This window comes from Kitasatospora sp. NPDC085879, assembly GCF_040686255.1.
Lineage (GTDB): Bacteria > Actinomycetota > Actinomycetes > Streptomycetales > Streptomycetaceae > Kitasatospora.
In genome coordinates this window covers 27,745-51,123 of the sequence record NZ_JBFBJZ010000023.1, presented here as the reverse complement: position 1 = coordinate 51,123, position 23,379 = coordinate 27,745, and the positions used below count along the sequence as shown (strand labels likewise).

Below are 23,379 nucleotides of genomic sequence, written 5' to 3'. Positions count from 1 at the left end.
AGGAGGAACCACTGAGCATGGCAGGCACCGGTTCGGAAGCCACAGCCGCACGCGACGCCTCGCTGCCCGCCCGCGCGAAGATCGCTGTGACGGCCGGCAAGATGGCTGCCGCCCTCTCGCAGAAGGCGGGCCGCGGCAGTGGTTCGGTGATCGGCGGCAAGATCGCCCTCAAGCTCGACCCCGATCTGCTCGCCACCCTCGCGGAGCACCTCGACGTGGTGCTGGTCAGCGCGACCAACGGCAAGACCACCACCACCCGGCTGATCGCCGAGGCGCTGCGCGCCGCCGGCCCGGTGGTCTCCAACGCGCTGGGCGCCAACATGCCGGCCGGTATCACCGCCGCGCTGGCGGGCGGCTCGGACGCGCGCTTCGGCGTGATCGAGGTGGACGAGAAGTACCTGGCCACGGTCGCCCGGGACACCCGTCCCAAGGCCATAGCGCTGCTGAACCTCTCCCGCGACCAGCTGGACCGCGCCGCCGAGACCCGCATGATGGCGGAGAAGTGGCGCGAGGGCCTCAAGGACTCCGACGCGGTCATCATCGCGAACGCCGACGACCCGCTGGTGACCTGGGCGGCTTCCTCCTGCAAGAAGGTGGTCTGGGTGGCCGCCGGGCAGGCGTGGAAGGAGGACGCCTGGTCGTGCCCGTCCTGCGGCGGTGTGATGCAGCGCCCCGGCGAGGACTGGTTCTGCTCGCAGTGCGGCTTCCGCCGCCCGAACCCGCACTGGGCGCTGCAGGGCACCCACGTGATCGACCCGCACCGCGGCGCCTGGCCGATCCAGCTCCAGCTGCCGGGCCGCGCCAACCTGGCCAACGCCACCAGCTCGGCCGCGGTGGCGGCGGTCTTCGGCGTCGCCCCGCAGGTCGCGCTGCAGCGGATGCAGACGGTCGCCGCGGTGGCCGGCCGCTACGACGTGGTGCAGTACCAGGGCCGGGACGTCCGGCTGCTGCTCGCGAAGAACCCCGCCGGCTGGCTGGAGACCTTCACGCTGATCGACCAGCCGCCGGCGCCGGTGGTGCTGTCGGTGAACGCCCTGGACGCGGACGGCACCGACACCTCCTGGCTGTGGGACGTGGACTACGAGCGCCTGGCCGGCCACCCGATCTTCGTGATGGGCCAGCGCAAGCTCGACCTGGCCGTCCGCCTGGAGGTCGCCGGCCTGCAGTTCCAGGTGGTGGACTCGCTGGAGCAGGCCGTCCGCCTGGCACCGCCCGGGCGGATCGAGGCGATCGCCAACTACACCGCCTTCCAGCAGCTGCGCAAGGCGGTGGCGGTCTGATGTCGTACCCCGCCGACCCGCAGTTCCAGCAGCCTCAGCAGCAGCAGTACGGAAGGCCTTCGAGGATGAACGAGAGCAGCCTGCGCCTGGTCTGGGTGTACCCGGACCTGCTCAGCACGTACGGGGACCGCGGCAACGCACTGGTCGTCGAGCGGCGGGCGCGGCAGCGCGGCCTCGGGGTGACCCGGATCGACGTCCGCTCGGACCAGGCGGTGCCGACCAGCGGCGACATCTACCTGATCGGCGGCGGTGAGGACCGCCCGCAGCGGCTCGCCGCGGAGCGGCTGCGCAACGACGGCGGTCTGGTCCGCGCCGCCGAGAACGGTGCGATCATCTTCTCGGTCTGCGCCGGCTACCAGATCCTCGGCCGCGAGTTCATCAACGACCTCGGCGAGCGCGAGCCGGGCCTCGGCCTGCTCGACGTGTGGACCACCCGCGGTGAGGGCGCCCGCTGCGTCGGCGACGTGCTCGCCGACGTGGACCCGCAGCTCGGCCTGCCGCAGCTCACCGGTTTCGAGAACCACCAGGGCGTCACGCACCTCGGCGAGGGCGTGAAGCCGCTGGCCTCGGTGCGCACCGGCCGTGGCAACGGCACCGGCGACGGCACCGAGGGCGCCTACCGGGACACCGTGTTCGGCACCTACCTGCACGGCCCCGTGATGGCCCGCAACCCCGCGGTCGCCGACATGCTGATCAAGCTGGCGCTGGACGTGAGCGCCCTGCCGCCGGCCGACACCACCTGGTACGACGCGCTGCGCGCGGAGCGCATCGCGGCGACCAGCCAGCCCGCCTGAGCGGTCGGGCTGAGCCCGGCGAGGGTGTCCGGTTGACCGCATTGCGGTCAACCCGTGCCCCGCGGGCGGGATGCATAAGAGAATAGGAAAGCTGGACGCAACCCTCCTCGGCGTCCGGCTGCAGATTGCGCGGACGCGTCGACGATGCCGCTCCCCGCTCGGCTCCTGCCCGGCCGGACGCAGGAACCGTATGCTGTGCCATGGTCGCCCCCGGTCGACGACGCACGGGAGCGACCAGTCCGCGGTGGCGACACCGAGGTGGTAGTCCGGCCTCCGGTTCTTCCCCCCAGCCCGGCGCTGGGAGGTGCCCCCAGGGGAGTTGCAAAGCAATGCGTATTGGTGTCCTGACCAGCGGCGGTGACTGCCCCGGCCTGAACGCCGTGATCCGTTCCGTGGTCCACCGGGGGGTGGTCGACCACGGCGACGAGATCATCGGTTTCCAGGACGGCTGGCGAGGTCTCCTCGAAGGCGTCCACCGTCCGCTCACCCTCGACTCGGTGAGCGGCATCCTGGCCCAGGGCGGCACGATCCTCGGGTCCTCCCGGGTGCAGCCCAGCCACCTGCGGGACGGCGTGGAGCGCGCCAAGAAGCACTGCCAGGACCTCGGGATCGACGCGGTCATCCCGATCGGCGGCGAGGGTACCCTGAAGGCCGCGAAGCTGATGAGCGACGCGGGCCTGCCGGTGATCGGCGTGCCGAAGACCATCGACAACGACATCGCGTGCACCGACGTCACCTTCGGCTTCGACACCGCCGTCTCGGTGGCCACCGACGCGCTGGACCGCCTGAAGACCACCGCCGAGTCGCACCAGCGGGTCATGGTCGTCGAGGTGATGGGCCGTCACACCGGCTGGATCGCCCTGAACGCGGGCATGGCGGCCGGCGCCCACGCCATCGTGGTGCCCGAGCGCCCCTTCCACATCGACAAGCTGACCGCCGTGGTGCGCGAGCGCTTCGACCGGCACAAGAAGTTCGCCATCGTGGTCTGCGCCGAGGGTGCCAAGCCCGAGCCCGGCACCATGCCGTGGGAGGAGGGCACCAAGGACATGTACGGCCACGAGCGGTTCACCGGCATCGCCACCCAGCTCTCCCGCGAGCTGGAGCACCGCCTGGGCAAGGAGGCCCGTCCGGTGATCCTCGGCCACACCCAGCGCGGCGGCACTCCGACCGCCTACGACCGGGTGCTCGCCACCCGCTTCGGCTGGCACGCGGTGGAGGCGGCGCACAAGGGCGCCTTCGGCCACATCACCGCGCTGCAGGGCACCGACATCAAGCTGGTGCCGCTCGGCGAGGCGGTGGCCGAGCTGAAGACCGTGCCGCAGGAGCGCTACACCGAGGCCGAGACGGTCATCTGACCCGGAGCTTCTCCCGGAGCCCTGCCCGCGGTGCCGCGGGCGGGGCTCTTTTCCCCGAACTTTCTTGACCGATCGATCCAGATAGCGCTATGGTCTTCCCATGGCAAGGACCAAGGAGTTCGACCCGGACGCGGCGCTGCAGTCGGCGCTGGAGCTGTTCTGGGAGCGCGGGTACGAGGCGACCTCGATGGCCGACCTCACCGGACACCTGGGCATCGGCCGCGCCAGCCTGTACGCCACCTTCGGCGGCAAGCACGAGCTGTTCATCAAGGCGCTCGACCGCTACCGGGAGAACACCGACGCCAAGCTGCTCGCCGAGCTCTCGCAGCCCGGCGCGGCCCTGCCCACGGTGCGCGCCGTGGTGCGGCGCTTCGCCGACGAGGCGGTGCTGGAATCGCGGCACCGCGGCTGCCTGATCACCAACACCGCCACTGAGCTCGCCGCCCGCGACCCGGACGCGGCCCGCCGCGTACGGGCCAGCTGGGACACCCTGGAGACACTCACCGCCGGCGCGCTGGCCCGGGCCCAGGCCCAGGGCGAGCTGGCGCCGGAGAAGGACCCGCGGGCGATCGCCCGCCTGCTGCTGACCGTGATGCAGGGGATGCGGGTGATCGGCAAGGCGGGCGACGACCCGCAGCGGATCACCGACGCGGCGCGGCTCGCACTGTCCCTGCTCGACTGAGCCCCACACCGGGCCGCCCCTGCGGCGGCCTTCAGCACGGCCTAATATTGGACCGAACGGTACAGAAAGAAGGGGGAGACCATGGCCGCCACCGCCATCACTCCGACGTCCACCGCACCGGCACCACGCACCGCACCCGGCTTCGCCCTGCTGGGCACCGTCCAGGCGATGCTGATCTTCACGCTGATGGCGATCTCCGTCCCGCTGCCCGACATCGGCCGCGAGTTCGGCCTCGACCACAGCCGGCTCGTCCTGCTCAACGCGGCCTACGGGCTCTCCTTCGCGGCGCTGCTGCTGCTCGGCGGCCGGCTCACCGACCGCTACGGCGGCCGCCGGATGCTCACCGTCGGCCTGGTGGTGCTCGGCCTCTCCGCCGCAGCCGCCCCGATCGCGCCCGACTACACCGCCCTGCTGCTGCTCCGCTTCGTCCAGGGCGGCGCCGCGGCCCTGGTCGCCCCCGCCGGCATGGCCGTGCTCAAGGCGCTGCTGCCCGGGCCGGAGGCCTACGGGCGGGCCATGGCCACCTGGGGCGGACTCTCCGTGCTCGGCGCCACCACCGGCAACCTGGCCTCCGGCGCGGTCGCCAGCTGGCTCTCCTGGCGCTGGATGTTCGCCGTCCCGGTGATCGTCGCGGCCGCCGCCCTCGCCCTCGCCCCGAAGCTGCTGCCCGGCGACGCCGCGCGTGACCGCCGCCCCGCACTCGACCTGCCCGGCGCCGTCCTCGCCACCGTCGGCACCGTCCTGGTCAGCTACGGACTCGTCCGCACCGAGACCGGTGGCTGGCAGCTGCCGCTCGCCCTCGGCGTCCTGGTGCTCGCCGGCTTCGTGCTCCGCGAGCGGCGCGCAGCCCAGCCGCTGCTGCCGCTCGGCTTCCTGCGCGGCGGCCGCCGCCTGCTCGGCCTCGCCGCCACCCTGCTCAGCGCCGGCGGCACCGCCACCCTCTTCCTGCTGCTGACCCTGCACCTCCAGCAGGACCTCGGCTGGACCCCGCTCGCCACCTCGGGCGCCTTCCTCCCCTACGCCACGGCGCTGCTCCTCGGCGGCCGGACGGCCGGTCCGCTGGTCGGCCGGGTCGGGCCGAAGGCCGTCACCGGGATCGGGCTCGCCGTCGGCGCGGCCGGCCTGTTCGCCCTCGCCCACCTCGGCGCCGGCTCCGGCTACCTGCCGCTCGTCCCCGGTCTGGTGCTGCTGCCCTTCGGCGCGGCCCTCGCCTTCGCCGGCGCCGCGGTGCTCGCCACCGACGGCGTCCCGGTGGAGCAGATCGGCCTGGCCGGCGGTGTGCTGAACACCGCGATGGAGCTCGGCCCGACCGTGCTGCTGACCGCGCTGCTCACGGTCGGCTCCGGCGGCGCCGCGCTGGCCGCGGCGGGCGCGCTCTTCGCCCTCACCGCGCTGGCCGGCGCGCTCACCGGCCGCCGCGGCTGACCCGCCGCACCGGCCCCGGGGCCGGCGGTGCGATCGGACGAACCCCGTCCGGGCGCCCCGCCGGCCCCGCGCGTTTCCCCCGCTCCCCCGGGCCCGCCCGGCTAGGTTGTGGAGGCGGCCGCCGGCCCGGCCGCCACCCGCGCGAGCAGGAGGAGCAACCCGATGGAGATCCTCGCCTACGGCGTGCAGACCGACGAACGGCCGCTGCTGAGCGCCGCGTTCGATGGCCGGCACCCGCTGCGCATGCTGGACGTCTTCCTCACCCGGGACACCGCGCCGCTCGCCGAGGGCTTCCCGGTGGTCTCCAGCAGCGTCAATGACGTCCTGGACGGCGAGGTCCTGGCCCGGCTGGCGAAGGGCGGCACCCGGCTCGTCACCCAGCGCTCCACCGGCTTCAACAACATCGACCTGGCCGCCGCGCGCGAGCTCGGCCTGACCGTCGCCCGGGTCTCCTACTACTCCCCCTACGCGGTCGCCGAGCACGCCTGGGCGATGGCGCTGGCGGTGAACCGGCGGCTGGTGCGGGCGGTCAGCCGGACCCGCGAGTTCGACTTCCGGCTGGACGGCCTGCTCGGCCGGGACGTCCACGGGATGACCGTCGGGGTGATCGGCACCGGCAAGATCGGCGAGTGCTTCGCGCGGATCGCGCACGGCTTCGGCACCGAGCTGCTCGGCTGGGACCTCGCACCGAACCCGGCCTGCGTCGAGCTCGGCATGGCCTACGTGGCCAAGGAGGAGCTGCTGGCCCGCAGCGACCTGGTCAGCCTGCACGTCCCGCTGGTGCCGGACACCCACCACCTGGTCGACGCGGCGGCGCTCGCCCTGATGAAGGACGACGCGATCCTGGTGAACTCCAGCCGCGGCGGGCTGATCGACAGCGCCGCCCTGGTCGAGGAGCTGAAGGCCGGCCGGTTCCACGGCGTCGCGCTGGACGTGTACGAGGAGGAGACCGGGGTCTTCTTCACCGACCGGTCCGTCCAGGGCGTGACCGACGACGTCCTGGCCCGGCTGATGACCCTCCCGCACGTGCTGGTGACCTCGCACCAGGCGTACTTCACCCGCACCGCCGTCGAGCAGATCGTCGCCGCCACCGTGCAGAACGTGGCGGACTTCGCGGCCGGGCGCACCGGCGACAACACCCTCGTCCCGGGAGTCGGCGCCACCGGCTGACCGGCCCGCGACCGCCGGCCGGCCGGCCCGCCGGGGCCGAGGGGGGCGGGTGCGGTCGGTTCGTAAGCGCCGCCTAGGCTGAGCCGGAAGCAAAACGGACGAACCGGACCGGCCCGCGGTGGGCCCGGCCGGCACTGGCGAAGGCAGGACGCGCCGATGGGCGACGGCATGGCAGGGATGCACCACCACGGAGGAATGGGGACACTCGGCCCGTACAGCCCGTCCACCGCGCTCGCGTGGTCGCCGGACTGGCCCTTCCTGATCGGCGCAGTGCTCGCCCTCGGCCTGTACACGGCGGCCGCGATCCGGCTGTGGCGGCGCGGCGACAAGTGGCCGGTCGGCCGGATGATCGCCTGGACGGCCGGCACCGGCACCATCGTCCTGGTCACCTGCACCGGGCTCAACGACTACGGCATGGTGCTGTTCAGCGCCCACATGATCCAGCACATGGTGCTGTCCATGCTCTCGCCCATCCTGCTGCTGCTCGGTGCCCCGATCACGCTGGCCCTGCGCGCCCTGCGCCCGGCCGGCAAGGGCCGCGGCCGCGGCCCGCGCGAGCTGCTGGTGGCACTGCTGCACAGCCGGTACGTGCGGGTGGTCTCGCATCCCGGGGCCACCATCCCGCTGTTCATCGCCAGCCTGTACGCGCTGTACTTCTCGCCGCTGTTCGACTTCCTGATGCAGTACCGGCTCGGGCACATCGCGATGATGGTCCACTTCCTGGCGGTCGGCCTGCTGTTCTTCTGGCCGATCATGGGCGTGGACCCGGGCCCGCACCGGCCGGGCTACATCATGCGCATCCTGGAGCTCTTCATGGGGATGCCGTTCCACGCCTTCTTCGGCGTGGCCGTGATGATGGCGACCCACCCGCTGGTGACCACCTTCACCGACGCCGCCGCCCCGCCCGGCACCAGGCTGCTGGACGACCAGGAGCTGGCCGGCGGCATCACCTGGGCGTTCGGCGAGATCCCGACCGCGATCGTGCTGATCGCCCTCACCCTGCAGTGGGCGCGCTCCGAGGAGCGGCAGGCCCGCCGCCGGGACCGCGCCGCGGACCGGGACGGCGACGCCGAGCTCGCCGCCTACAACGCCTACCTGGCCTCGCTGGACCGGCGCGGCCGGGCCGCCGACGCGGGCTGAGCCCGCCGCCCCACCGCCTGTCACGACGAGCCCCGTCCGGTACCGCACCGGACGGGGCTCTCCGCTGTTCCGCAGGCGCGCTCCGGGCGGCTCAGTCCTCCAGGAGTGCCAGGTCGAGCCGGGCCAGGCGCTCCGGGTCGGCGAGGATGTCGATCGCGACGATCAGGCCGTCGGCGACGACGAAGTCCATGACCGAGACCGGCCTGCCGTCGACCACGGTGACCGTGCCGGCCCCGCCGTTGACCAGTGCCGGCCGGGAGAACGGCGCGAGGTGCCGGAACCGGAGGGCCTGCGAGGCGACCGCCTCGGCGCCGCGCACCACCACCAGCGGTGCGGCCGGGCCGTCGTCGGCGCGGAGCACCACGTCCGGGTGGAGCACCGCGACCAGCGCCTCGAAGTCGCCGCCGCGGGAGGCGGCGAGGAAGGCGTCCACCACCTCGCGGCGGCGCACCGGGTCCGGGTCCGGCGCGGGCGAGGCGCCCTGCACCCGGCGCCGGGCCCGGCTGGCCAGCTGGCGGGCGGCGGCCGGGGTGCGGTCCACGATCGGGGCGATCTCGTCGAAGGGCAGTCCGAACATGTCGTGCAGCACGAAGGCGAGCCGTTCGGCCGGGGCGAGCTGCTCCAGCACCACCAGCAGCGCGAGGCCGACCGAGTCGGCGAGCAGCGCCTGCTGCTCGGGGTCGGCGCCGTCGGCGCCCGCCACCACCGGGTCGGGCAGCCGCTCGCCGATCGGTTCCTCCCGGCGGGTGCGGCGGGTGCGCAGCATGTCCAGGCAGACCCGGCCGACCACGGTGGTGAGCCAGCCGCCCAGGTTCTCCACCGCGTCGGCGTCGCTGCGGCTGAGCCGCAGCCAGGCCTCCTGCACGGCGTCCTCGGCCTCGCCGAGCGAGCCGAGCATCCGGTACGCCACCGCGCGCAGGTGGCTGCGGTGGCTCTCGAACTGCTCGGCCAGCCAGTCGTTGCGGTCCATCGGTGCCCTTCCTCGTCAGTCCGTTCCCACCTTCTCTGACGTTCCGGGCGCGGCGGATGTGACGAATGTGTCCGGGCGGATTCGGCGGTCCTCCGGGTGGAGGAGCCGGCGCAGCGCGAGGGCGTCCGGGGCGAGGGCGGTGAGCAGGGTGGCGGGCGGCGCGTCGGCGGGGCCGGGCAGGGTGAGCAGGGCCGCGTCGGCTTCGGCGGGGGGTGGCGGCGGGTCGGGCAGGCCGACGGTGAGCAGTTGTCCGGTGGTGCGGTGCGGGCCGAGGACCGCGGGGCCGTTCCAGCCGGGTGCGCCGGGGCCGAGGTCGGTCTGCTGGTCGAGCAGGGCGCGTCCGGCCCGGTGCACGGTGAGCCGGGCGGTGAGGCGGCCGGGGGGTGCGCCGCGGGCGTGGTCGTGCAGCCGGCCGAGGACCTGTTCCTCGCGCAGCCGCAGCCGGGCGCCGGCGGCGAGGTGGACGACGGTGGTGAGCAGCAGGTGGCTGCCGGTGGCGGCGATGACGGGTTCGGGGCGCCAGTCGAGTTCGGCGTCCTCGCCGACGGTGAGGTGGAGGTCGTAGCGGGCGGGTGCGGCGGTGGCGCCGGGGAGGCTGACGGTGGCGGCGGCGCTGGTGACGGTGAGGGCTGCGCCGGGCCGGACCTCGATGTGCAGGGCGAGCCGGTCGCCGCCGAGCGGGGCGGCCATCGAGCCGATGACGCAGACGTGGGCGGTGCCCGGGGCTCCGCGGGTGCGGCGCAGGGCGAGCGGTCCGGCGCCGGCGAGGACGGGCAGGGCGGTGCCGCCGCGCCCGTCGGGTGCCGCGGTGATCCGGGCGGTGGCGTCGAGGGCGGCGGTGTGCGCGGCGGCGGCGGCGGTCACCGTTCGGCGAGCCGGGCGCGGACCCAGGCGACGACCGGGGCGATGCCGTCGGGGGCGGTGAGGGCGGTGAAGACGGTGGGCAGGTCGCCGCGCTGGGCCTCGGCGTCGCGGGCCATCACGGCGAGGTCGGCGCCGACGAGTGGGGCGAGGTCGGTCTTGTTGACGACGAGCAGGTCGGAGGTGGAGACGCCGGGGCCGCCCTTCCGGGGGATCTTGTCGCCGCCGGAGACGTCGATGACGAAGATCTGGTGGTCGACCAGGCCGCGGCTGAAGGTGGCGGTGAGGTTGTCGCCGCCGGACTCGACGAGGACGAGGTCGAGCGGGCCGACGGCCTCCTCCAGGTCCTCGACGGCCTCCAGGTTGGCGGAGATGTCGTCGCGGATGGCGGTGTGCGGGCAGCAGCCGGTCTCGACGGCGGCGATCCGCTCGGGCGGCAGGACGGCGTTGCGCAGCAGGAACTCGGCGTCCTCGGTGGTGTAGATGTCGTTGGTGACGACGGCGAGGGAGATCTCCTCGCGCAGGGCGCGGCAGAGGGCGGCGACGGTGGCGGTCTTGCCGGAGCCGACGGGGCCGCCGAGGCCGATCCGCAGGGCGCGGCCGGGGCGTGTGCGGGTCTGTTCGGCGTAGCTGTGCCGGGTGGGGGCGTCGTGGGGGTCGACGTGGTCACGATGCAAAGAGACGCACCTTCCAGGAGCGGTGCTGTTCGGCGTGGATGTCGAGCAGCGGGGCGGAGGCTGCGGGCAGGGTGCCGCGGGCGGCGTCGGCCGCGGCGTCGGCGGCCACGGTGTCGAGCTGCGGGGCGAGCCGGGCGAGCACGGCGGCGACCTGGTAGGGGTCGAGGCCGAGCAGCCGGACGCAGGCGGTGGCGGGGCCGTTGACGCTCTCGTACGCGGCGAGAGAGGCGGCGTCGGCGGGGGTGAGGCCGGCGGCGCGGGCGGCGGTGCCGAGGGCGACGGGTTGGTGCGGGCCGCGGGGGTGGGCGGCCTGCAGCCGGTCGAGGGCGGGGTGCGGCCAGGCCGCGCGGGCGGCGCGCAGGAGTTGGCGGCCGAGGCGGCGACTGGTGTCGCGCTGGGCGGGCGAGGGGGTGCGGGCGTCGGCGGCCTCGTCGAGGGCTGCGGTGTCGGCGTCCTCGGCTGCGGCGGCCGCGGCGAGCGCGGCGGCGGTGCGGCCGGCGGTGTGCAGCCGTCCGGTGAGGAAGGCGGCGAGGCTGTCGGCGTCGTGGATCCGGCCGGCCCGGACGGCGGCCTCGGCGCCACCGGAGTGGGCGTGGCCGCCGGCCGGGAAGCGGCCGTCAGCGAGGAGCAGGGCGGCGGCGTCCATCGGCTGCCTGTCAGAAGAGGAAGTACCGCTGGGCGAGCGGGAGTTCGGTGGCGGGTGCGGGGGTGACCGGGTCGCCGTCGATGGTGACGGTGAAGGTGTCGGGGTCGACCCGGACGTCGGGGCGGGCGGTGTTGTTGACCATGTCGTCCTTGGTGACGCCGCGGGTGTTGCGGATCGCGGTGAACTGCTTGCGGACGCCGAGCTGTTCGGCGAGGCGGTCGGGCAGCCGGTCGTCGATCGCGGTCTGCGCGGTGAAGTTGAAGGAGTTCGCGGCGGGTGCGCCGCCGGTGGCACCGAACATCGGCCGGGGCAGCACCGGTTGCGGGGTGGGAATGGAGGCGTTGGCGTCGCCCATCTGTGCCCAGGCGATCTGGCCGCCCTTGACCACCAGGTCGGGTTTGACGCCGAAGAAGGCCGGGGTCCAGAGCACCAGGTCGGCGAGCTTGCCGGGTTCGACGGAGCCGATCTCGTGGTCGACGCCCTGGGCGGCGGCCGGGTTGACGGTGTACTTGGCGATGTAGCGGCGGGCCCGGTGGTTGTCGGCGCGGCCGTCGCCGGGGAGGGCGCCGCGGCGGAGCTTCATGACGTGGGCGGTCTGCCAGGTGCGCAGCACGACCTCGCCGATCCGGCCCATGGCCTGCGAGTCGGAGCTGATGATCGAGATCGCGCCGAGGTCGTGCAGGATGTCCTCGGCGGCGATGGTGGAGGGCCGGATCCGGGACTCGGCGAAGGCGAGGTCCTCGGGGACGTGCGGGCTCAGGTGGTGGCAGACCATCAGCATGTCGAGGTGCTCGTCGACGGTGTTGACGGTGTGCGGGCGGGTCGGATTGGTCGAGCTGGGCAGCACGTTGGGCTGGGAGACGACGGTGATGATGTCGGGGGCGTGGCCGCCGCCGGCGCCCTCGGTGTGGTAGGCGTGGATGCCGCGTCCGGCGATCGCGGCGAGGGTGTCGGCGACGAACCCTGCCTCGTTCAGGGTGTCGGTGTGGATGGCGAGTTGGGCGCCCGTCTGGTCGCAGACCCGCAGGCAGGCGTCGATCGCCGCGGGGGTGGCCCCCCAGTCCTCGTGGATCTTGAAGCCGAGCGCGCCGGCTCTCAACTGGTCGTGCATGGCGGCGGTGTTGACGGTGTTGCCCTTGCCCAGCAGGCCGATGTTGAGCGGCAGCCCGTCCATCGCCGCGAACATCCGGGCCAGGTGCCAGCCGCCGGGAGTGATGGTGGTGGCCTTGGTGCCCTCGGCGGGGCCGGTGCCGCCGCCGATCAGCGTGGTGATGCCGGAGGCGAGGGCCTCGTCGGCGAGTTGGGGGCAGATGAAGTGCACGTGGGCGTCGATGGCGCCGGCGGTGAGGATCTTCCCGTTGCCGGCGATCACCTCGGTCTCCGGGCCGATCACCAGCTCCGGGTGGACGCCGTCCATGGTCTCGGGGTTGCCGGCCTTGCCGAGGGCGGTGATCCGGCCGTCGCGGATGCCGACGTCGGCCTTGACGACACCCCAGTGGTCGAGCACCACGGCGCCGGTGATCACGGTGTCGGGGGCGCCCTCGGCCCGGCTGGTGCGGGCCTGGCCCATCGACTCGCGGATGACCTTGCCGCCGCCGAAGACCGCCTCGTCGCCGCCGCGGCAGCGGTCCTCCTCGACCTCGATCAGCAGCGCGGTGTCGGCCAGCCGGATCCGGTCGCCGGTGGTCGGGCCGTACAGGTCGGCGTAGCGCTCGCGGCTCAGCCGCAGGGCGTGGCCGGCCGCGGACCGGTCCTGGTCAGTCATCGAGGGCTCCTCCGGTCTCGCCGCGCAGTCCGTGCACCTCGCGGCGGCCGCCGATCGGCACGAGTTCGATCTCCACCGGGATGCCCGGCTCGAAGCGGACGGCGGTGCCGGCCGGGATGTTGAGCCGCTGCCCGCGGGCCACCGCCCGGTCGAACTCCAGGCCGGGGTTGGCCTCGGCGAAGTGGTAGTGCGAGCCGACCTGGATCGGCCGGTCGGCGGCGTTCACGGCGGTCAGCCGGGTGACGGCTCGGCCGGCGTTCAGGCCGATCTCCCCCTCGCCGTACAGGACTTCGCCGGGGACGAGGCCGGTGCCCGCACCGCTGCCGGGCGTCGGGGCGGCGCTCACTGGATCGGCCCGTGCACGGTGACGAGCTTGGTGCCGTCCGGGAAGGTGCACTCCACCTGGACGTCCGGGATCATCTCGGCGATCCCCTCCATCACGTCCTTGCGGGTGAGCACCTGCCGGCCGGACTCCATCAGCTCGGCGACACTGCGGCCGTCCCGGGCGCCCTCCAGCACGTGCGAGGTGATCAGCGCCACCGCCTCCGGGTGGTTGAGCCGCAGGCCGCGGGCCCGGCGCGAGCGGGCGACGTCGGCGGCGACATGGACGAGCAGGCGTTCCTGCTCACGGGGGGTCAGCTTCATCTGTACGCACCTCGGGGTGGGAGGTCGGACGGTGAGGAGGAACCCATTCGATCCGCCCTTTGTTGTGCACCGGTTACGCCGGACTTTCCGAGGCGTAACCGCCCTGGCCCGCCGCTGGTTACGCGCGTCAACCCGATCGGGGCGCGGGGACCGGGTTGGCCGGCGGCTCAGAACCGGATCCGGGCAGCCACCGGCAGGTGGTCGCTGCCGGTCGCCGCGAGGGTCCAGGTGTCGACCGGGGTCAGGCCGCGGCACAACACCTGGTCGATCCTGGCCAGCGGAAGGCCCGCCGGCCAGCTGAAGTCGAAGCCGGCCCGTGCCGGGGTCAGCCGGGAGGTGACGGGGGCGAGGCCGCGGTCGTCCAGGGTGCTGTTGAAGTCGCCCATGACGAGCAGCCGCTGCAGCGGCTCGGCGTCGACGGCCGCGGCCAGCAGCCGGGCGCTCTCGTCCCGCCGGGCCGAGGTGAACCCCGCCGTCGGCGAGATCCGCACCGACGGCAGGTGCGCCACGTACACGGCCAGATCCCCCTGCGGGGTGCGGGCCGTGGCCCGCACCCCGCGCTTCCAGTCCCGGTCGTGGACCTCTGCGGGCTTGAGGTCCACCGGCCGGACGTCCGCCAGCGGGAAGCGGGACCACAGGCCGACCGTTCCGGAGCGCGCCCGGTACGGGTAGACGCCGCCGAGGACCCGCTCGTACACCCCGGCGGCGGGCTCCGTCAGCTCCTCGACGGCCAGCAGGTCGGCGCCGGTGCCGGCCAAGCGTTGCGCCGTGCCCTCCGGATCGGTGTTGTCGTCCGCCACGTTGTGCTGGACCACCGTCAGGTCGTACCGCCCGCCGTCGCCGCCCGGCAGCAGCCGTCCGCCGAACAGCCCGGCCCAGGCGACGGCGGGCAGCAGCACCGCGGCCAGGGCGAGCCGCGAGCGGCGCAGCAGCGCGGCGGCCAGCAGCACCGGCACCGCCAGGCCGACCCACGGCAGGAACGCCTCCAGCAGGCTGCCGAGCCGCCCGACCCGGTTGGGCACCAGCCGGTGGCCGGCGAGCAGCAGCGCCGTCAGCACCGCGAGCCCCGCCGTCACCCGGCCCCGACCGTGACGCCAACCCCGACGCCGCGTCCCGGGCCGGACCGGCCCCGCCGTGCCCGCCCGCTCCCCGACCGCCGCGCCCTGCGCCCGTGCCACTCGCCGCCCTTCCGCCGCACCGATACCGTCCGCCCCGAGGACGCCGTACCCCTGCGGACGGGTTCCGCACCGGCGCCCACCCGAAGGGAGCAGCACCGTGCGCGCCGATCCGCCGACCCGGGCCGACCCGGTGCCGGAGCCGAAGACCGTGAAGCACCGGGTGCACCTGGACGTCGTCGGCGACACCGCCGAACTCCTCGCGCCGAGCTGCCCCGGCCGGGCGTTCGACGGCGGTTGGGGGGTGGTTCGTCCGCGGTTCACCGCGTGGTGCGCACCTGCCGCCTAGGGTGCCGGTCAGTGACCGAAACCCTTGGCAGGGAGACCAGATGACGCAGCGTCCGATCGGCGGAGCATCCTCGCGGCGCACGTTCCTGCGGGCGACCGGGGCGGCCGGCCTCGGTGCGGCCGCGCTGACGGCGGCGGGTGGAGCGGCGACCCCCGCGGCCGCCGCCGACCATCAGGAGAGCGGGCAGGCGGACGAGCAGCGGGCCGCGGGCACCCGTCCGCCCGTGCGGACCGGTACCGGCCTGGACCGGCTGCCGCACCCGCTGGTGGTGGCGCACCGCGGTGCCAGCGGATACCGCCCGGAGCACACCCTCGGCAGCTACGAGCTGGCGCTGGAGCTCGGCGCGGACGTCATCGAGCAGGATCTGGTGCCGACGAAGGACGGCCACCTGGTCGTCCGCCACGAGAACAACATCGCCGAGACGACGGACGTCGCGAACCACCCGGAGTTCGCCGCCCGGAGGACCACGAAGACGATCGACGGCACGCCGCTGACCGGCTGGTTCACCGAGGACTTCACCCTGGCGGAGCTGCGCACCCTGCGCGCCGTGGAGCGGTTGCCGCAGCAGCGCCAGCGCAACACGCCGTACGACGGCCGCTGGCCGGTGCCGACCTTCCGCGAGGTGGTGGAGTTCGCCGAGAAGCGCTCGCGCAGCCTGGGCCGCCCGGTCCGGCTGTACGTGGAGACCAAGCACCCCAGCTACTTCCGGTCGATCGGCCTGCCGCTGGAGGAGCGGCTGGCGGACGAGCTGCGCCGCGGCGGCCTGGCCGGGCAGAACGGCCGGGCGATCCTGCAGTCCTTCGAGCCGAGCAGCCTGCAGCGCCTGGCGAAGCTGGTCGGCAACCCGCGGATACAGCTGCTGAGCGGCCCGACCACGCAGCCGTACGACTTCGTGCTGGCCGGCGACAGGCGGACGGTCGCGGACCTGGTGACCCCGGGCGGGCTGCGCTGGCTGGCCTCGTTCTCGCACGGCATCGGCCCGACCACGCAGCTGATCGCGCCGGTGGACGCGGCGGGCAGGCTGCTGCCGCCGACCACGCTGGTGGCGGACGCGCACGCGGCGGGCCTGGTGCTGCACCCGTGGACGGTGCGCAACGAGAACTCCTTCCTGCCGGCGGACTTCCGCCGGGGCACCGATCCGAACGCGTACGGCGACGCGATCGGCTGGGCCCGCCGCCTGTACGACCTGGGCGTGGACGGCTTCTTCACCGACAACACCGACACCTCGGTGCTGGCCCGGGGCGACTTCTGGGCGGCCCGCGGCGTGAACTGATGGATCCTCAGCCATGACGGCCGGGCCGGGTGCAGAGCACCGGGCCCGGCCGCTGCGCGCCCTGGAGCGCGTCGGACTACCGATCGGTAGCACTGTTCCGGACGAGTTCACCGAATGCTCGCCCGATGTCTTGCACGGCGTGCCGGCTCCCAAGTTGGATACACAACATCCCGCAACTCGACGGGTTCACGACACACCCTCACGGAGCTTCCATGCCCCTGTCGTCCGTCCGCCGCGCCACCCGCTCGGCCGCCGCGGCCTGCGCGGCCGCCGCCGTGCTCGGCGCGCTCGCCGCCGGCCCCGCGGCGGCCGCCACGAGCGTCGCGGCCGAGAGCGCGCCGGTGACCGCGCCCGCGCTCGACGTCCTCACGTACAACGTGTTCCTGATGAGCAAGTCGCTCTACCCGAACTGGGGCCAGGACCAGCGCGCGCAGGCGATCGCCTCGGCGGACTTCTTCCAGGGCCACGACGTGGTGGTCCTCCAGGAGGCCTTCGACAACGCCGCCTCCGACGCGCTAACCGCCAGAGCCTCGGCCGCGTACCCGTACCACACCCCGGTGGTGGGCCGCTCCACCGGCGGCTGGGACGCCACCTCCGGCAGCTACAGCTCCACCACCCCCGAGGACGGCGGGGTGACGCTGCTCAGCAAGTGGCCGATCCTGCGCAAGGAGCAGTACGTCTTCAAGGACGCCTGCGGCGCCGACTGGTGGTCCAACAAGGGCTTCGTCTACGCGGTGCTGAACGTCAACGGGCTGCGCACCCACGTGGTCGGCACCCACCTGCAGTCCACCGACACCGGCTGCTCCAGCGGCGAGCCGGCCGCCGTCCGGGCCAAGCAGCTGATCGCCATGCGCGCCTTCCTGGACGCCAAGCAGATCCCGGCGAACGAGCCGATCGTGCTGGCGGGCGACCTCAACGTCGACTCGCACGGCTCCGAGTACCAGGCACTTCTCGACAACGGCAACCTCGCCCCGGCCTCGGCGCGCACCGGCTGGCCGTACTCCTTCGACACCGTCGACAACTCCATCGCCGCCTACCGCTACCCGGGCGAGCCCAAGGAGGACCTCGACTACGTGCTGTACCGGGCCGACCACGCCCGGCCGCAGCAGTACACCAACCAGGTCGTGCGTTTCCACAGCACGCCGTGGACGGTCAGCAGCTGGGGTAAGAGCTACACGTACACCGACCTCTCCGACCACTACCCGCTCGCCGCGCACTGAGTCCTTCCGCACGGTGAGCATGCCGCGGCGGCCCGCCCGCACCCGGGCAGCCGCCGCGGCAAGCGCCCCGCCCCGATCGGGGGGAGGGTGGATCCGACCGGGGTCCGAACGGCACCCGTGTGCCCGAACCGAGGAGTGAGCCGCATGCCCATCGCCACCGTCAACCCGGCCACCGGCGAGACCGTCGAGACCTTCACCCCGTACGACGCCGCCGCCGTCGAACAGCGGCTGGCCCTGGCGGCGTCGGCCTACGCCGCCTGGCGGACGACCGGCTTCGACGAGCGGGCCGCGCTGCTGCGACGCGCCGCGGACCTGCTCGACGCCGAGCGCGAGGACCTCGGCCGGACGATGACGGTGGAGATGGGCAAGCCGGTCGCCGCGGCCCGCGCCGAGGTCGCCAAGTGCGCCAAGGCGATGCGCTGGTACGCCGACCGGGCGCCCGAACTGCTCGCCGACGAGCACCCGGTGGCCGCCGACGTCGCGGACTCCGGCGCCGGCTCGGTGCACGTGCGCTACCGCCCGATCGGCGTGGTGCTGGCCGTGATGCCGTGGAACTTCCCGCTCTGGCAGGTGGTCCGGTTCGCCGCGCCCGCGCTGATGGCGGGCAATGTGGGCCTGCTGAAGCACGCCTCGAACGTGCCGCGCACCGCGCTCGCCCTGGAGCGGGTCCTGCTGGAGGCAGGCTTCCCGCAGGGCTGCTTCCAGACCCTGCTGATCGGGTCCGCCGCGGTGGAGGGCGTCATCCGCGACCCGCGGGTCGCCGCGGTGACCCTGACCGGCAGCGAGCTCGCCGGCCGCTCGGTCGCCTCGATCGCCGGCGACGAGGTGAAGAAGTCGGTGCTGGAGCTCGGCGGCAGCGACCCGTTCCTGGTGCTGCCCTCCGCCGACCTGGCCGGCGCCGTGCAGTGGGCCGTCACCGCGCGCACCCAGAACAACGGGCAGTCCTGCATCGCCGCCAAGCGCTTCATCGTGCACGCCGAGGTCTACGAGGCCTTCACCGCGGCGTTCACCGACCGGATGAAGGCGCTGAAGGTCGGCGACCCGCTGGCCGAGGAGACCGAGATCGGCCCGCTCGCCACCCGCCAGGGCCGGGCCGACCTGGAGGAGCTCGTCGACGACGCGGTGGCCGCCGGCGCGGTCGCGGAGTGCGGCGGCGCCCGCCCGGACGGCCTGCCGAAGGAGCTGGACGGCGGCTGGTACTACCTGCCGACCGTGCTCACCGGCATCACCCCGAAGATGCGCATCCACCACGAGGAGGCCTTCGGCCCCGTCGCCACCGTGTACCGGGTGGAGAGCCTGGACGAGGCGATCGCGGTGGCCAACGACAGCCCGTTCGGGCTGAGCTCCAACGTGTGGACGACCGACCCCGCCGAGCAGGAGCGCTGCGCCCGCGACATCGAGGCGGGCGGGGTGTTCTTCAACGGCATGACGGCCTCGCACCCGGCCTTCCCGTTCGGCGGCGTCAAGCGCTCCGGCTACGGCCGGGAGCTGTCCGGCCACGGCATCCGCGAGTTCTGCAACATCACCACCGTCTGGCGCGGCCGCTGACCGCACCCGTCCCGCCGACGGCGAGCGGGGGCACGCGAACCGCGTGCCCCCGCTCCGTGCCGTTCCTCTCGGGGAGCGTGCCCTCAGGCCGTCTGCATCCGTCCGACCGGGGCCTGGTCACCGCCGCGGTGGCCGAGGAACCAGCCGATCAGCGCGAGGAAGGTGATCGCCCAGACCAGTGCGCAGAACGCCGTCATCCAGTTGGAGTCCACCTGCACCTCGACCATGATCAGGCCGGTGGTCAGCGAGAGCAGGAAGACCACGGCCGAGCTGCTCACTCCCAGGAAGATCTCGCGGATCCGGTCCATCGGCTTCGGCTTCTGCCGGAAGCGCGGCTCCATCGGCCAGTGCGGCTCGCCCGCGGCCGCGACCGCGCCCTTTGCGGGGACTGCGGGCTGCGTACCGCCCGACATGGCGTGCTGGTCCATCGGCGTACTCCTTCCGGCGGCCGGACCCCCGGAGTCCACTCTCCCACTGGGCCGTCCCGGCGGCAGGGCGGCCGGAACGGTTTCCGCCCGACCGACCAGCGGGTACCTGCGCTGACGTGCTGATCCGCCCGATGCTCGCCACCCCCAGCGAGCGCCGCGTCCTCGACGACGGCTGGCTGCTGGAACGCAAGCTGGACGGCGTCCGGGCGATCGCCGAACGGGACGGCCCGCACGTGCGGCTGGTCTCCCGCACCGGCAAGCCGATGGCCGACGGCTACCCGGAGCTGGTGGCCGCGCTCGCCGCCCAGCCCGTCCCCCGGTTCACCGTGGACGGCGAGATCGTCGCCTTCGACGAGCACGGCCGCACCAGCTTCGCCCGGCTGCAGCGGCGGATGCAGCTGCGGGACCCGGTCCGGGCCGTGGCGGCCGGGGTGCGGGTCTCGTACTTCCTGTTCGACCTGCCGGCCCTGCTGGGGCACGACACCACCGGGCTGCCGCTCCTGAACCGCAAACAACTGCTGCGCGAGACGGTGGAGTTCGCCGATCCGCTGTACTTCACCGAGCACGTCGCGGCGGACGGCCCGGTACCGCTCGCCGAGGCCTGCGCCCGCGGCTGGGAGGGTCTGGTCGCCAAGCGCGCCGACAGCCGGTACGTGCCGCGCCGCTCCCCGGACTGGCTGAAGCTGCCGTGCACCGTCGGACAGGAACTCGTGATCGGCGGCTTCACCGAACCGGCCGGCCGCCGCACCGGCTTCGGCGCCCTGCTGGTCGGCCACTACGAGGGCGGCGCGCTGCGCTACGCGGGCAAGGTCGGCACCGGCTTCGACACCGCCCTGCTGCACCGCCTGCGGGCCGAACTCGACGCCCTCGTCCGCCCCGACCCGCCGTTCGCCGACCCGCCCGCCACCGAACGTCGGGTGCACTGGGTCGAGCCCCGCCTGGTCGCCCGGGTCGCCTTCACCGAGTGGACCCGCGAGGGCCGGCTGCGCGCACCCCGGTTCGAGGGGCTGCGGACCGACAAGCGGCCCGAGGACGTGGTGCGCGAACGCCCGTCCGACGGGCCTGAACAGCACGATTGATCCTTACCGACGGATTCTCACCGAGCCGATCCGCACGGTGAGATGGATCACAGTCGGGTACGGGCGGACATCACGCCCGAGCGGGCGCCGGACACGTACTCCCAGGTAGCAGGGGTCTCTCCCAGGGAACGCCCAGCCTTCAGTCGTTCACATCAACAGACACCGTGAAGTCTGTTAATTTTTACAGAATTGCTATGCGTTGACTGGTATTCATATAAACCAGCACGCTTCGGCGCCATGAAGAGACCCCTTCTGAGCGGCTCGCTCACCCTCGCGGTCAGCAGCCTCGTCATAGCCGGCGCCGGTGTCCCCGCCGTGGCCGCCGCCCCCCAGCCCCAGGCCTCCCACAGCAAGGCCGTGCAGGACGCCACCGCCCAGGTCGCCGCCCACCCGGACGCGGTGAAGGCCGGCGCCAACGACCAGTTCCAGGTCACCAACGTGCAGGTGGACGCCGACGGCACCCGCCACGTCCACTTCAACCGCACCTACCGCGGCCTCCCGGTCCGCGGCGGCGACGTCGTGGTCCACTCCGCGCCGAACGGCACCCTCGACTCCGCCAGCCTCACCCAGGCCGCCCCGCTCTCGCTCTCGGTGACCCCCTCCGTCACCGATCGGCAGGCGATCGCCAAGGCCTCGCAGCTGTTCCGCGGCACCCGCGGCACCAGCACCGCCACCCTGAAGGTGGACGTGACGGGCGCCTCCCCCCAGCTGGTCTGGGAGGTCGTGGTCAACGGCACCGGCGAGGACCGCTCCCCCAGCCACCTCCACGTCCTGGTCGACGCCGTCACCGGTGCCACCGGCACGAGCTGGGACAGCTTCTCCGCGTTCCTGCCGGACGGCGTGAAGCGCGCGAAGACCAAGGCGGCCCCCACCGCGCCGACCGCCCAGTCCGCCCCCGCCGCCCTGGCCGCCGCGGCCTCCACCGGCACCGGCAAGGGCTACCAGGTCGGCAACGTGAGCGTGAGCACCACGCAGAACTCCGCCACCAGCTACACCCTCAAGGACCCGGCCCGCGGCAACGGCGAGACCCGCGACGCGCAGAACCAGACCGCCACCAACGACTCCCCGCCGGCCGGCTGGGGCGTCGCCTTCAACGACACCGACAACGTCTGGGGCAACAACGCCCTGACCGACCGCGCCACCGTCGCGGTCGACGCCCACTACGGCATCCAGGCCACCTGGGACTTCTACAAGAACGTCCTCGGCCGCAACGGCATCAAGAACGACGGCGTCGGCGCGCGTTCCTTCGTCCACTACGGCACCAACTACGACAACGCCGGCTGGGACGACGCCAGCTTCGCGATGATCTACGGCGACGGCGCGGCCGGTTCCAAGCCGTTCACCGAGATCGACGTCGCGGGCCACGAGATGAGCCACGGCGTCACGGCCGCCACCGCCGGCCTGGTCTACAGCGGCGACGCGGGCGGCCTGAACGAGGCCACCTCCGACATCATGGGCACGATGGTCGAGTTCAACGCCAACAGTGCCGCGGACGCGCCGGACTACCTCATCGGCGAGAAGATCGACATCAACGGCAACGGCACCCCGCTGCGGTGGATGGACGACCCGAGCAAGGACGGGAAGTCGGTCAAGTGCTGGTCCACCAGCACCAAGAACCTCAACCCGCACTACTCCTCCGGCGTCGGCAACCACTTCTTCTACCTGCTCGCCGTCGGCTCCGGCCAGTCCCAGTGGGGCAACAGCCCGACCTGTGACGGCTCCTCGGTCACCGGCATCGGCAACGACGCGTCCACCAAGATCTGGTACCGCGCCCTGTCGGTCTACATGACCTCCAACACCGACTACCCGGGCGCCCGCACCGCCACCGTCAAGGCGGCCAAGGACCTGTACGGCGCGGGCAGCACCGAGTGCGCCGCCGTGGAGAAGGCGTGGGGCGCGGTCTCCGTCGCCCCGACCGCCACCACCTGCGGCGGGACCACCCCGCCGCCCACCGGCAACCTGCTGCTCAACCCCGGCTTCGAGTCCGGCGCCACCTCCTGGACCGGCACCTCCGGCGTGATCACCACCGACGCCGGCGCCGCCCCGCGCACCGGCTCGTACTACGCCTGGCTGGACGGCTACGGCTCGACGCACACCGACACGCTCTCCCAGTCGGTGAGCATCCCGTCGACCGCGACCGCGCCCAAGCTGACCTTCTGGAACCGGATCACCACCGCGGAGACCGGCACCACGGCGTACGACACGCTGAAGGTCCAGGTCGTCAACGGCACCACGACGACCACCCTGGCCACGTACTCGAACGTCGACGCCACCTCCGGCTACGTCCAGCGGACGCTCGACCTGTCGGCCTTCAAGGGCAAGACCGTCACGATCAAGTTCACCGGCGCGGAGGACTCCTCCCTCCAGACCAGCTTCCTGATCGACGACACCTCGGTGACCGCCGGCTGATCCCGGCACCCTGACCGGTGGACCCGGGCGGTCGACACACGACGTCCCGCCCGGGTCCACCGCACAGCCCGACCCCGTCCGCCGGGCGCACAGCCTGCGCCCGGCGGACGGGGTTCCTGGTTTCGGGCGGCCCGCCCGGCCCCGATCAGGGAAGTCCGGGCCAGTACGGATTGACCGGCAGCGGATAGCCGGGGTCGACGCTGTCCGCCGCGATGTCGTAGCGCACGTACTCGGTGCCGCGGAAGAAGTACGCCTTGCCGTTGTTCCAGACCACTCCGCCGGTGAGGTCAGCCGGCCACAGGCCGGGCCAGTACGGCGAGATCGGCAGCGGATAGCCCGGATCGACCGAGTCGGACGCGATGTCGTACCGCATGTACTCCGAGCCGCGGAAGAAGTACGCCTTGCCGTTCGGCCACACCACGGCCGCGTCGATGCCGTCCGGCCACAGGCCCGGCCAGTACGGCGAGATCGGCAGCGGATAGCCCGGATCGACCGAGTCGGACGCGATGTCGTACCGCATGTACTCCGAGCCGCGGAAGAAGTACGCC

23 protein-coding genes are annotated in these 23,379 nt (G+C 73.4%); 13 read left to right on the top strand and 10 right to left on the bottom strand.

The features are described from left to right. The first annotated feature begins 17 nt into the window (after window positions 1-17). The 7 genes from AB0P35_RS19220 to AB0P35_RS19190 all read left to right on the top strand — a co-directional run bounded on the left by AB0P35_RS19220 (window position 18) and on the right by AB0P35_RS19190 (window position 7,846). The gene (locus tag AB0P35_RS19220; RefSeq protein ID WP_095876278.1) at window positions 18-1,280 is read left to right on the top strand and encodes a MurT ligase domain-containing protein; all 1,263 of its coding nucleotides are present in this window, start codon (window positions 18-20) and stop codon (window positions 1,278-1,280) included. A gap of 65 nt (window positions 1,281-1,345) precedes the next feature. Further along, window positions 1,346-2,074, top strand: coding sequence for a glutamine amidotransferase (locus AB0P35_RS19215; protein WP_363512131.1), 729 nt, complete (start codon window positions 1,346-1,348; stop codon window positions 2,072-2,074). 329 nt (window positions 2,075-2,403) lie between these two features. Further along, entirely contained in the window at window positions 2,404-3,429 is a 1,026-nt protein-coding gene (locus AB0P35_RS19210; protein WP_095876280.1) for a 6-phosphofructokinase, read from the top strand. Between the two features lie 100 nt (window positions 3,430-3,529). After that, the gene (locus AB0P35_RS19205) at window positions 3,530-4,111 is read left to right on the top strand and encodes a TetR family transcriptional regulator (protein WP_363512005.1); all 582 of its coding nucleotides are present in this window, start codon (window positions 3,530-3,532) and stop codon (window positions 4,109-4,111) included. A gap of 81 nt (window positions 4,112-4,192) precedes the next feature. Next, window positions 4,193-5,536 carry an MFS transporter gene (locus tag AB0P35_RS19200; protein WP_363512003.1) on the top strand — a complete coding sequence of 448 codons (1,344 nt, stop codon included), beginning with the start codon at window positions 4,193-4,195 and terminating at the stop codon, window positions 5,534-5,536. 162 nt (window positions 5,537-5,698) lie between these two features. Further along, the gene (locus AB0P35_RS19195) at window positions 5,699-6,706 is read left to right on the top strand and encodes a 2-hydroxyacid dehydrogenase (protein ID WP_363512001.1); all 1,008 of its coding nucleotides are present in this window, start codon (window positions 5,699-5,701) and stop codon (window positions 6,704-6,706) included. A 177-nt stretch (window positions 6,707-6,883) separates the two neighbouring features. Further along, the gene (locus AB0P35_RS19190; protein WP_363512129.1) at window positions 6,884-7,846 is read left to right on the top strand and encodes a cytochrome c oxidase assembly protein; all 963 of its coding nucleotides are present in this window, start codon (window positions 6,884-6,886) and stop codon (window positions 7,844-7,846) included. Window positions 7,847-7,937: 91 nt separating this feature from the next. Here AB0P35_RS19190 and sigJ read toward each other — a convergent pair whose 3' ends face one another. The 8 genes from sigJ to AB0P35_RS19150 all read right to left on the bottom strand — a co-directional run bounded on the left by sigJ (window position 7,938) and on the right by AB0P35_RS19150 (window position 14,486). Next, window positions 7,938-8,816 carry an RNA polymerase sigma factor SigJ gene (sigJ, locus tag AB0P35_RS19185; RefSeq protein WP_363511998.1) on the bottom strand — a complete coding sequence of 293 codons (879 nt, stop codon included), beginning with the start codon at window positions 8,814-8,816 and terminating at the stop codon, window positions 7,938-7,940. 15 nt (window positions 8,817-8,831) lie between these two features. After that, entirely contained in the window at window positions 8,832-9,680 is an 849-nt protein-coding gene (locus tag AB0P35_RS19180) for an urease accessory protein UreD (protein WP_363511996.1), read from the bottom strand. Then, entirely contained in the window at window positions 9,677-10,354 is a 678-nt protein-coding gene (ureG, locus tag AB0P35_RS19175; protein ID WP_095876286.1) for an urease accessory protein UreG, read from the bottom strand. Before ureG ends, AB0P35_RS19180 begins: the two co-directional genes overlap by 4 nt. Continuing rightward, window positions 10,344-11,000 (bottom strand): urease accessory UreF family protein, encoded by a 657-nt coding sequence (locus AB0P35_RS19170; protein WP_363511993.1) that lies wholly within the window; start codon window positions 10,998-11,000, stop codon window positions 10,344-10,346. The genes ureG and AB0P35_RS19170 overlap by 11 nt, the downstream gene beginning before the upstream one ends. Window positions 11,001-11,010: 10 nt before the next feature. Next, window positions 11,011-12,765, bottom strand: coding sequence for an urease subunit alpha (locus tag AB0P35_RS19165; protein ID WP_363511991.1), 1,755 nt, complete (start codon window positions 12,763-12,765; stop codon window positions 11,011-11,013). Next, a complete protein-coding gene (locus AB0P35_RS19160) occupies window positions 12,758-13,111 on the bottom strand; it encodes an urease subunit beta (RefSeq protein WP_363511989.1) in 354 nt (117 codons plus the stop codon). Before AB0P35_RS19160 ends, AB0P35_RS19165 begins: the two co-directional genes overlap by 8 nt. After that, a complete protein-coding gene (locus tag AB0P35_RS19155; RefSeq protein ID WP_095876290.1) occupies window positions 13,108-13,410 on the bottom strand; it encodes an urease subunit gamma in 303 nt (100 codons plus the stop codon). The genes AB0P35_RS19160 and AB0P35_RS19155 overlap by 4 nt, the downstream gene beginning before the upstream one ends. Before the next feature lie 167 nt (window positions 13,411-13,577). Then, on the bottom strand, window positions 13,578-14,486 hold the full coding sequence (locus AB0P35_RS19150; protein ID WP_363511987.1) for an endonuclease/exonuclease/phosphatase family protein: 909 nt from the start codon (window positions 14,484-14,486) through the stop codon (window positions 13,578-13,580). 199 nt (window positions 14,487-14,685) lie between these two features. Here AB0P35_RS19150 and AB0P35_RS19145 point away from each other — a divergent pair, with 199 nt between their 5' ends. The 4 genes from AB0P35_RS19145 to AB0P35_RS19130 all read left to right on the top strand — a co-directional run bounded on the left by AB0P35_RS19145 (window position 14,686) and on the right by AB0P35_RS19130 (window position 18,915). Then, window positions 14,686-14,874, top strand: a complete 189-nt coding sequence (locus tag AB0P35_RS19145; protein ID WP_363511985.1) for a hypothetical protein — start codon at window positions 14,686-14,688, stop codon at window positions 14,872-14,874. Between the two features lie 40 nt (window positions 14,875-14,914). Further along, window positions 14,915-16,147, top strand: coding sequence for a glycerophosphodiester phosphodiesterase (locus AB0P35_RS19140; protein ID WP_363511983.1), 1,233 nt, complete (start codon window positions 14,915-14,917; stop codon window positions 16,145-16,147). A gap of 212 nt (window positions 16,148-16,359) precedes the next feature. Next, entirely contained in the window at window positions 16,360-17,367 is a 1,008-nt protein-coding gene (sph, locus tag AB0P35_RS19135) for a sphingomyelin phosphodiesterase (RefSeq protein WP_363511981.1), read from the top strand. A gap of 144 nt (window positions 17,368-17,511) precedes the next feature. Next, a complete protein-coding gene (locus tag AB0P35_RS19130; RefSeq protein WP_363511979.1) occupies window positions 17,512-18,915 on the top strand; it encodes an NADP-dependent succinic semialdehyde dehydrogenase in 1,404 nt (467 codons plus the stop codon). An 83-nt stretch (window positions 18,916-18,998) separates the two neighbouring features. On the opposite strand, the gene AB0P35_RS19125 is transcribed toward AB0P35_RS19130, so the two are convergent. Continuing rightward, the gene (locus AB0P35_RS19125) at window positions 18,999-19,343 is read right to left on the bottom strand and encodes a hypothetical protein (RefSeq protein WP_095876296.1); all 345 of its coding nucleotides are present in this window, start codon (window positions 19,341-19,343) and stop codon (window positions 18,999-19,001) included. Window positions 19,344-19,459: 116 nt separating this feature from the next. Here AB0P35_RS19125 and ligD point away from each other — a divergent pair, with 116 nt between their 5' ends. After that, window positions 19,460-20,422, top strand: a complete 963-nt coding sequence (ligD, locus tag AB0P35_RS19120) for a non-homologous end-joining DNA ligase (RefSeq protein WP_363511976.1) — start codon at window positions 19,460-19,462, stop codon at window positions 20,420-20,422. Window positions 20,423-20,659: 237 nt separating this feature from the next. After that, entirely contained in the window at window positions 20,660-22,831 is a 2,172-nt protein-coding gene (locus AB0P35_RS19115) for a M4 family metallopeptidase (RefSeq protein ID WP_363511974.1), read from the top strand. Window positions 22,832-22,976: 145 nt separating this feature from the next. On the opposite strand, the gene AB0P35_RS19110 is transcribed toward AB0P35_RS19115, so the two are convergent. Beyond that, the coding region (locus AB0P35_RS19110) for a hemopexin repeat-containing protein (protein ID WP_363511972.1) at window positions 22,977-23,379 on the bottom strand (403 nt) is incomplete at its 5' end.

Excerpts from the sequence above, each read along its gene's own strand:
- AB0P35_RS19125 (WP_095876296.1), bottom strand. The coding sequence starts at position 19,343 with ATGGACCAGCACGCCATGTCGGGCGGTACGCAGCCCGCAGTCCCCGCA.
- AB0P35_RS19165 (WP_363511991.1), bottom strand. The coding sequence starts at position 12,765 with ATGACTGACCAGGACCGGTCCGCGGCCGGCCACGCCCTGCGGCTGAGC.
- AB0P35_RS19210 (WP_095876280.1), top strand. The coding sequence starts at position 2,404 with ATGCGTATTGGTGTCCTGACCAGCGGCGGTGACTGCCCCGGCCTGAAC.
- AB0P35_RS19220 (WP_095876278.1), top strand. The coding sequence starts at position 18 with ATGGCAGGCACCGGTTCGGAAGCCACAGCCGCACGCGACGCCTCGCTG.
- AB0P35_RS19130 (WP_363511979.1), top strand. The coding sequence starts at position 17,512 with ATGCCCATCGCCACCGTCAACCCGGCCACCGGCGAGACCGTCGAGACC.
- AB0P35_RS19170 (WP_363511993.1), bottom strand. The coding sequence starts at position 11,000 with ATGGACGCCGCCGCCCTGCTCCTCGCTGACGGCCGCTTCCCGGCCGGC.
- AB0P35_RS19115 (WP_363511974.1), top strand. The coding sequence starts at position 20,660 with ATGAAGAGACCCCTTCTGAGCGGCTCGCTCACCCTCGCGGTCAGCAGC.
- AB0P35_RS19155 (WP_095876290.1), bottom strand. The coding sequence starts at position 13,410 with ATGAAGCTGACCCCCCGTGAGCAGGAACGCCTGCTCGTCCATGTCGCC.
- sph (WP_363511981.1), top strand. The coding sequence starts at position 16,360 with ATGCCCCTGTCGTCCGTCCGCCGCGCCACCCGCTCGGCCGCCGCGGCC.
- AB0P35_RS19200 (WP_363512003.1), top strand. The coding sequence starts at position 4,193 with ATGGCCGCCACCGCCATCACTCCGACGTCCACCGCACCGGCACCACGC.
- AB0P35_RS19195 (WP_363512001.1), top strand. The coding sequence starts at position 5,699 with ATGGAGATCCTCGCCTACGGCGTGCAGACCGACGAACGGCCGCTGCTG.
- AB0P35_RS19190 (WP_363512129.1), top strand. The coding sequence starts at position 6,884 with ATGCACCACCACGGAGGAATGGGGACACTCGGCCCGTACAGCCCGTCC.
- sigJ (WP_363511998.1), bottom strand. The coding sequence starts at position 8,816 with ATGGACCGCAACGACTGGCTGGCCGAGCAGTTCGAGAGCCACCGCAGC.
- AB0P35_RS19215 (WP_363512131.1), top strand. The coding sequence starts at position 1,346 with ATGAACGAGAGCAGCCTGCGCCTGGTCTGGGTGTACCCGGACCTGCTC.
- AB0P35_RS19140 (WP_363511983.1), top strand. The coding sequence starts at position 14,915 with ATGACGCAGCGTCCGATCGGCGGAGCATCCTCGCGGCGCACGTTCCTG.
- AB0P35_RS19205 (WP_363512005.1), top strand. The coding sequence starts at position 3,530 with ATGGCAAGGACCAAGGAGTTCGACCCGGACGCGGCGCTGCAGTCGGCG.